5 protein-coding genes are annotated in these 9,156 nt (G+C 46.1%); all 5 read left to right on the forward strand.

The features are described 5' to 3' along the window. The first annotated feature begins 174 nt into the window (after nt 1-174). The 5 genes from C7B77_RS02745 to C7B77_RS02770 all read left to right on the forward strand — a co-directional run bounded on the left by C7B77_RS02745 (nt 175) and on the right by C7B77_RS02770 (nt 9,000). The gene (locus C7B77_RS02745; protein ID WP_106300085.1) at nt 175-1,464 is read left to right on the forward strand and encodes a glycosyltransferase; all 1,290 of its coding nucleotides are present in this window, start codon (nt 175-177) and stop codon (nt 1,462-1,464) included. A gap of 84 nt (nt 1,465-1,548) precedes the next feature. Beyond that, nucleotides 1,549-2,592 carry a glycosyltransferase family 2 protein gene (locus C7B77_RS02750; protein WP_106300097.1) on the forward strand — a complete coding sequence of 348 codons (1,044 nt, stop codon included), beginning with the start codon at nt 1,549-1,551 and terminating at the stop codon, nt 2,590-2,592. Nucleotides 2,593-2,631: 39 nt separating this feature from the next. Beyond that, nucleotides 2,632-3,471 carry a DUF6817 domain-containing protein gene (locus C7B77_RS02755; RefSeq protein ID WP_106300087.1) on the forward strand — a complete coding sequence of 280 codons (840 nt, stop codon included), beginning with the start codon at nt 2,632-2,634 and terminating at the stop codon, nt 3,469-3,471. 83 nt (nt 3,472-3,554) lie between these two features. Continuing rightward, on the forward strand, nt 3,555-5,018 hold the full coding sequence (locus C7B77_RS02760; RefSeq protein ID WP_106300089.1) for an MOP flippase family protein: 1,464 nt from the start codon (nt 3,555-3,557) through the stop codon (nt 5,016-5,018). 604 nt (nt 5,019-5,622) lie between these two features. Continuing rightward, nucleotides 5,623-9,000 carry an alkaline phosphatase gene (locus C7B77_RS02770; protein WP_106300093.1) on the forward strand — a complete coding sequence of 1,126 codons (3,378 nt, stop codon included), beginning with the start codon at nt 5,623-5,625 and terminating at the stop codon, nt 8,998-9,000. The last annotated feature ends 156 nt before the right edge of the window (nt 9,001-9,156 follow it).

Here is a 9,156-nt window from a genome sequence, read left to right on the forward strand (position 1 = left end):
TGGCGATTAGACTAAATTATTCCGCCCGATCTCCCAACTAGGAGATGTTATTGAAGAGTTAATTCTGAGAACTCTACTCCATAATATAGTGGCGATCTGGAATGGGGGAAACGTTTTTTTAAGCAGGCTATCCGCAGGTTTATATAGTTTATTCTAAAAAGATTCTGAAATGCCATGAAAATTGCCTTCATTGTTGGTCAATTTCCAGCCTTATCGGTGACATTTATTCTAAACCAAATTACAGGGTTAATCGATCGAGGGCACGAAGTTGATATCTATGCCGATGAACGCGGGGAATCAGAAAAACTTCATCCATCGATCGAGGCATATCGATTACTCGATCGCACATATTATCTTCCTCGTGTGCCAACTAACCTCGCCACACGAGCATTGAACGGCGTGGGTTTGCTGGCTTATATTTTGTTGAGAGATCCTGAAGTTGCATGGCGATCGCTCAACGCATTTAAGTATGGTAAGCAAGCAATTTCATTATGGTTACTCTATACCGGAATTCCCTCATTTAAAAAATCTTACGATATTATTCACTGTCAGTTTGGAACGCAGAGTTACCGAGGAATTTCGTTTAAAACAATAAATTCCCCAAAAGCAAAACTGATCGTTAACTTTCGAGGACATGATATTAGCAGCTTCGTGCAGGAGAAAGGTGATAAAATTTACGATGAAGTCTTCAAGATTAGTGATTTCTTTTTAGTGAATTGTGATTTTTTCAGGCAAAAAGCAATTAAACTCGGTTGCGATTCAGATAAGATTGTGGTGCATCGATCGGGATTGGATTGTAGCAAATTTATCTTTACTCCTCGCTATCCTAGCCCAGATGGTTGGGTGCGAGTTGTCACAACGGGTCGTTTAGTCGATAAAAAAGGAATTGAGTATGCCATTCGTGCGGTTGCTAAACAAGCCCTAGATCGACATAAAGTTGAATACACAATTATTGGAGATGGCCCACTGAAAGAGAAATTTCAGAACCTAATTCAAGAATTAAATATTAGCCATTTCGTTAAGTTGGTCGGATGGAAGAACGAGCGAGAAATTATTGAAATTCTCAATCGCTCTCATATTTTTATCGCGCCCAGTGTTACGGCTCAGAATGGCGATCGGGATGCCCCTACAAATGTCCTGAAAGAAGCAATGGCAATGGGTTTGCCTGTAATTAGCACTGTTCATGGCGGAATTCCAGAACTGGTCGAAGATGGGGTTTCAGGTTTTTTGGTACCCGAGCGTGATGTCGAGGCATTGGCGGAAAAGCTGGGGTATTTAATCGAGCATCCGGAAGTGTGGGCTACAATGGGGCAAGCTGGTCGCGATTACGTTGAAAAGCACTACAACTTAACTCATCTCAACGATCGCTTAATCGAACTTTATCAGCAATTGTTGAATTCAGATAAACTTAACAGCGACGCTTCAGTCGATCGAAAGTCGATCGATTATATAAACAATCACTAAAGCTTAGTTACTACAAGCATAAGAATCTCATTGTTACCATCCACAACCGAGCAGAAAAATCCACAATAAATGGAGCTATTACCTATGACAGATGCCCAAATCACGATCGTCGTCGTACCGAGAGAACGGTTTAGTTGTGTTCGTCGATCGCTAGAAAGCATTTATCAACATACCGAAACTCCATTCGATCTGGTTTATGTAGATGGCAACTCTCCTCCACAGGTGAGACAGTATCTGGAAGAACAGTCTCAAGCGCAAAACTTTCATCTGCTTCGGACTGAATACTATCTCTTTCCAAATCAGGCCAGAAATTTAGGACTTGCTTGCATTAAAACGAAATATGTTGTATTTGTTGACAATGATGTAATTGTTTCTCCAGGGTGGTTGGGTTCGCTGTTGAACTGTGCCGAAGAAACCAACGCAGCCGTTGTTGGGCCTCTAATGTGTCAGTACGAACCGATTCATGAAATCGTTCATTTTGCTGGTGGAGAAGCCCATATTTTGCTAGACAAGACTGGCAGGCGGCACTTGCGGGAGAAAATGTATAAACAGGGCAAGCAAGTTGCACAAGTGCGTCCGCAACTGCAACGGACGGAAACTGAACTGGCAGAATTTCACTGTGTTTTGGTTCGTACTGAAATCTTCGATCGCATTGGGAAACTCGATGAAGCAATGCTCAACACCAAAGAACATTTGGACTTTTGCATGACAGTTCGGGAATCTGGAAACACGGTTTATTTTGAGCCAGACTCGATCGTGACCTATGTTCCGGGGCCTCCCTTAGAAATGTCTGATTTGCATTACTATATGCTACGCTGGAGCGATGCCTGGACATTAGGCAGCCTGAATCGCCTGCGGGATAAGTGGAATTTATCAGAGGACGGCTATTTTAAGACCAAGTACAAGAGAGTGAACTGGCGACGATATGGAACCGTAATCGAACCTTTCGTGCGTCAGTTAACATTGGGAATTGGGAGTCAGTTGCTTACCAGAGCCTTTGCGAAAGTGGAGCATTTTCTCAATCGCTACCTGACAGAGCGTCACAACCACCTTCAGCAACAAGCTCGACAAAGCCAACCTTTCACTCAATCATCTTCATCGCAAACTACCATCTCATCCTCTAATTGAGCCACGTACATTCATCCAGTCAGCAGCGAGATTGCCCCTATGTATGCGTATGCCCAAACTAACATTCAACTATTAAACCAGTTACATCAAGCGGGTTATTCGCACGTCGAACTACAGAGCGTTGCCAATGCTTATAAACTGGCTGTGCGGCTATTTACTGGACGATTTCGTCCCTCTGGGAAAACCTTTATTGCCCATCTAGTCGGCACAGCCAGTATTCTTGCAAAACTTCAAGTGCCCGATCGGTTAATCATTGTGGGACTGCTGCACGCTGTCTACTCGCACGGTGATTTTGGGACAGGTCAGACAGGCATCTCCACAGCAAAGCAGAAGCAGATCTTGCAAGTAATTAGTCCAGAAATTGAAGAATACATTGCCAGATATACAGCTCTGAAATGGGATCTAGAAATCGGAACGATCGTTCATAGACAAATTGACACTCTGGATGAAATTGAGCGCGATGTTTTGTTAATCCGCCTCGCCAATGAACTAGAGGAGCGATTAGATCTAGGCATTCTCTATTGTGGAGATGCTAAATACTACAGATATACCGAGCGCGATCGTCATTTACCTGAGATGGCAGAGAAATTGGGTTATTCGAGATTGGCAGCGGAATTTGACACCGTATTGAAAGAGCTTGCTGAGGCTGAACTTCCTGAAGCAATTTGCAATCCAACCAAGCAGGAATATTCAACATTAGTGACTCCAAATTCTTGTCAAAGAAAACTATCTGTTTTGTTTCATCAAGTAACTGCTCGCCGAATTCATTACTTGAAAACTTTAGCAGCACAGCTTCTACAGCTCGCTCGCATCGGAGAAGCAAAACCTCCGAACTCTGGTTCTGAAAGTAAAAACCAAAAAGTGAAGACCTTGCCTTAGGGGTAAATTGCTGGTTGGAGATCGCTTGCTGAGAGCGATCGGGCGATGAATTAAACATGTAACAGCACTACCCACCTTCTAGCATGAGTCTTAAAGCGAAAACCATTCATGGAGTTGTCTGGTCTGCGATCCAGAATTGGGGAAGTCAAATTGGCTCTCTGGTGGTTTTCATTGTTCTGGCTCGGTTGCTCGAACCTGAAGTTTTTGGTCTGGCTGCGCTGGCCAATGTGGTGCTCGCTTTTATGCAAGTATTCCTGGAGCAAGGTTTTGCCCAAGCGTTGATTCAACGCCAAGAACTAGAGCCAGAGCATTTAGACGCTGCTTTCTGGACGAGTTTAATCAGCGGCATCTTATTAACTGTGGCAGGATTTGTGTTGGCGGTTCCGGTTGCAAACGGGTTCGAGCAACCCCAACTCGCTCCGATCTTGCAGTGGCTTTCTATTGTCTTTGTCGTCAGTTCTTTTAGCAGAGTGCAGCAATCCATTTTGGAACGTAAGTTTGCTTACAAGGCGATCGCGATCCGTTCCTTACTCGGCACCTTGGCAGGAGGCATAACTGGAGTTGTCATGGCTTACAGTGGTTGGGGTGTTTGGAGCTTGGTCGGTCAGCAATTAGTACAGGAATTCGTGGGCACACTGGTACTGTGGCGAGCCAGCAATTGGAAACCACGATTTAGGTTTTCTGTCAAGCATTTCAAAGATTTATTTAACTTCGGTATTAGTATTCTGGCATTTAATTTTCTAGGTTTTTTGAATAACCGAGCAGATGATTTTCTGATTGGAATTTTCTTGGGTTCGACGGCATTGGGATTTTACAGTGTTGCGTATCGCATCTTGACGGTAATGACTCAAGTTCTAGTCAATACCACCAATCAGGTTGCCCTTCCTGCTTTTTCTCGGCTGCAAGAAGATCCGGAGCGGTTTCGCCGAGCATTTTACACTGCGACCCAGATCGCCAGCGCGATCGCATTTCCGATCTTTTTAGGAGTTGTCGTCCTGGCTCCTGAAATTGTCATCACTTGCTTTGGAAAACAGTGGTTGCCCTCAGTTCCGGTAATGCAAGTTCTTTCGATCGTGGGAATTCTACGTTCGGTTACTTATTTTAAAGGTTCAATTTTTATAGCATTGGGCAAACCACAGTGGCGATTGTACTTTGGTTTGCTGAGTGCTGGCTTGAATGTTGTTGGGTTTGCCATCGCCGTGCGATGGGGAATTGTTGCCGTTGCGTATGCTTACCTGGTTCGGGCTTTGATCTTATTCCCGATTACTCAAACAGCGGTTAGTAAGCTCATTGATGCTTCGCTACTTCAATATTTACGACAATTTATTGCTCCATTTGCTTGCTCTGTTGCGATGTCTGGAGCTATTTTGCTTGCCAAACAATGGCTGGATAGTTCCCTCAATTCACAAGCTTTGTTAGCCTTCTGTATCGTACTTGGCGCGATCTTCTATGTTCTACTCGTTCGCTTATTTGTGCCAAAATTATTTCAGCAGATACTCGAACTTGCACGTCTGGCTTCATCCAAAACAAGTCGCCAGAGCCTTTAGTTTCAGAAAAATGCATTTTTCATCCAATTTTTATAGTCTAAATCATATTCCTGCATCTATCTCTAGCTTTTCATACTTGACTCCAGCACCGCCCAACTGAGAATTCTCAAAGTAGTTCATCTAACCACACAAGTATCTGTTCGATCGGGTGATTAGCTATGTATTCGATCGAGTGTATCTAATTTTATTCGATCGAGAGACGATCGAAGCGATCGATAGCTTGCAAGCATAATTTAAAAACATTAATCGATTTTCTCCGAACACATAGTATCTAGCAGTCCCAACTTCTTAAAGAAGTTGGGACTGCTATTTTATAGGCCAAACCCAATCTGCCACAGTATTTAAAGCCGATAAGTAAAAATAATGCGATCGTTTTTACAAGATCGATAGACTCGGTAGAGATCGCTAATTTGTTCTAGTTTATTAACCTTTTTTTTAATCATCCTTAACCTGCCCGTGGAATCATGATTATTAGAGCAAAAAAGAATTATTCTCATTTGTGTAAAACAAGCTCCAAACCCCCGATCCGACGAAAATTGCTCGTAAATCACTTGTAACTGGCTACTCGGCAATCATTCACCAATCGCACTAAAGTTGGATCGTTATGAAAACTGGAAATCACGTTATCTTCATTCACCCTGATGGGACTAGCCCATCTCACTACGGAGCAGCGCGGTTTGTCGAACAAGGCCCCGATGGACGGCTCAACTGGGACAAATTAGACAAAGCAGGTGTCTACCTGGGTCACATGGAAGAGCAACTAGGCGGTACATCTAATGGTGGTGCTGTCACCCATGCCACAGGTGCGAAAGTCTATGCCGAATCTTTCGGGTTTGAGGAAGGTAATACCCCCATCAAATCTCTATCTGGCAGTAACAAAACTATTGTCGAAGAAGCCCGAGATGCTGGGAAAGTGACGGCACTAGTCCAATCGGGTGCCATTTTTGAGCCTGGTACAGCCGCATTTGTTGCCAAAACTAAGGAAATTGTTAACCCAGATGGGAGCCGGATTGTGCCCCGATCGCAAGCAGCAGAAATCGCCAAGCAGGTGATTAATTCTGGTGTGAACTTTATCTTGGGTGGTGGCGAACTGAACATGATTCCCGTCGGTCAGGCGGGTTTTCATGGTACGGCGGCTGAATATAATGCCCTGAGTACCAGTTCGATCGTCCGTCCTACCGAAAACTTAATCGAACTCGCCAAGAAGTCTGGCTACACGGTAGTTTATACCGAGCAACAACTCAAAGATCTGCTCGATCCGGCGAAGTATCCTACGCCACCGACGAAAGTATTGGGTGTATTCGCACCGATTCATACTTTTAACGATCGACCAGAAGAAGAGTTAGCCGCACGATCGCTTCCGCTGTATAAAGAATCTGCGCCGACAATTGGCGAGATGTTGGAAGTCACCCAAAAGTTGATGGAGAAACACCCCAACTTCAAAAATGGTTCGATCGCGATCGTTGAAGAAGAGGGTTCTGATAACTTTGGGAATAATAATAACGCCGCTGGCACGATCGAAGGCACGCTCCGGGCAGATAAAGCCATTGGCGTAGCACTAGGTTTTATCGATCGCTATCCCAATACTTTACTCCTCACCGCTGCCGATAGCGACGCGGGTGGATTGCAAGTAACTGACGCAGCCAGTGCGACTGCACCCGTCGGTACGATTAATAATAACCCGACGACTACCGCCCGTCCCATCCCCCAAGATGGTAAAACCGGAGCTGGTACGCTACCCTTCGTTGCGGCTCCCGATGCGAATGGTGATGCCTTCCCCTTTGCAGTAGCTTGGGCAGGTACGCCAGATTTTAGTGGTTCGATCGTCTCCAAAGCCCACGGTCTTAACTCGGATAAACTACCTGCTACCGTTGACAATACGGGCATGTACGAGTTGATGTACGAGACATTGTTCGAGAAAGAACTCACCTCGCGCAATCCCGCTCCTACCAAAGCACCAGCAGCGACTAAAGATACTGGTAACGTTATCTTCATCCATCCCGATGGTGCTGGGCCATCCCACTACATGGCCTTACGGAACGTCGATAAGGGGCCAGACGGTCGCGTCAACTGGGATAAAATGTCTAATGCTGGGGTCTACCTCGGCCACTTAGAAAACCAGTTGGGTGCTACTTCTAACGCAGGTGCAGTCATCCACGCCACTGGGACGAAGGTATTTAATGAGTCGTTTGGTTTGGGAGAGGATAACTCGCCAGTTACACCTGCCTCTGGCAATACCGGGAAAACGATCTTAGACGAAGCGATCGAAGCTGGTAAAGCGACAGTCCTAATTCAGTCTGGACATTTAGCCGAGCCTGGTTCCGCTGCTTTTGCTGCCAAAACTACCAATCGCGAGGGTAATAATCTGCGCGCGCGGGAGAAATACGCCGAAATCATCGAGCAGGTAATTCGTTCTGGTACCAATGTCATTTTTGGTGGTGGCGAGTTATACATGCTACCCAAAGGGACGACTGGATTTCACGTTACTGCGGCCATCGATGCCTCTGAAACTCGCGCCGAACGTCGCCCGACTACCAACCTCATCGATCTAGCTAAGTCGCTCGGATACACGGTCGTGTATACCGAAGACCAAATGAATCAGGTGGTAAATGGTGCCAACCCACCATCGAAAATTCTGGGTGTATTTGCAGCAGTCGATACTTTTGACGCTCGCACCGAAGAAGCACTAGGCTTGAATACGACCAATCCCCAACCCTTGTATGTCGCGACGGCTCCAACTGTCGCCGAAATGCTAGAGGCTTCGCTGAAGATCGTCAAACGCGATCCCGATGGCTTCTTTGCAGTAGTTGAAGAAGAAGGTACCGACAACTTCGCCAACAGTAATAACGCGGTTGGCACGATCGAAGCCATCCGACGGGGTGATGCGGCCATTGGTGTCGCTCAGAAATATGTCGATACCCAAGATCCAAACACCCTGGTAATTACCGCAGCCGATAGCGATGCAGGGGGTCTACAAGTATACCAATTCGCGCCTTACACTCGTGCTACTGGCAATGCGATTACCACTCCCGCACTCCAGAACGGTGAAACCCAAGTGCCGTTTATTAACGTCAACCCCACTACTACCAACAATACGCGGAATCCTCTCGATGGTGCCAATGGCAGTACCGCCAGTGCGGAGTTCCCCTGGAAGCCATTTGCCGCCAAGGATAGTATCGATGGCCCGATGGGTAACTTCGGTGTAGCTTGGGTAGGTACGCCTGATTTCCCTGGCAGTATTGTGTCCAAAACCTACGGTTTGAATGCCGATAAATTGCCCAGCACCCTCGATAATACCGAGATCTACAAGCTGATGTACCAAACATTGTTTGGTACTTCCAGCCAGAAAACGCTAGTACCTGGAACTGCTGGTGCTGATGACTTAGTAGCTGGCGTTACCCCCGGATTCGATGGTATTAACGACCTCGTATTTACGGGTGCTGGTAACGATAAAGTGGACGTGCCGATTGCTGGTGCTGCTGCGGGAAATAACCGCATCGATGCTGGGAGCGGTGCAGATACCTTATTTGTCGGTAATTTCGATCGAGTATTTGGTACGGCTGGCGACGATATCATCGATGCTACCGACGCTAAAGACTATCGAATCTCCGGTGGTGCTGGTCGCGATACCCTGTTCTTAGGTGCGAATGGTCGCGCCTTGGGTGGGGACGGTGACGATAAGTTATTTGTCGGTGCTGGTGGCGGCAATATCCTCTCTGGCGGCGCGGGTGCCGACCAATTCTGGATTGCCAATGCCGAGATTCCTGGTGCGGCAAATACCGTCGTCGATTTCCAAGTCGGTATCGATGTTATCGGCATTCAGGGTGCGGCAAGTCTGGGCATCAGTGCTAGCACGATTAAATTAAATCAAGTTGGTGCCGATACTTCGATCGATTTTGGTGGTAAATCTCTAGCCTTACTAACAGGTATTCAAGCCAGTAGCTTGACTCCTGGTAATGCAGGTCAGTTTGTATTTGCCTAATTATTGACTGTTCTTATATCCCCTGCTAATATCCCCGACTTCTTAAACTCGACTTTAGCCATTAGAGGTTTTCTCTGGGGAAAACCTCTAATGGCTGTTTTGACTTGATGAGTAAAGAGTTAGCAGCTCAAATCGTCAACTACAGATGGGGTAAGG

The organism is Chamaesiphon polymorphus CCALA 037 (assembly GCF_003003845.1).
In the GTDB taxonomy this organism is placed as follows: domain Bacteria; phylum Cyanobacteriota; class Cyanobacteriia; order Cyanobacteriales; family Chamaesiphonaceae; genus Chamaesiphon; species Chamaesiphon polymorphus.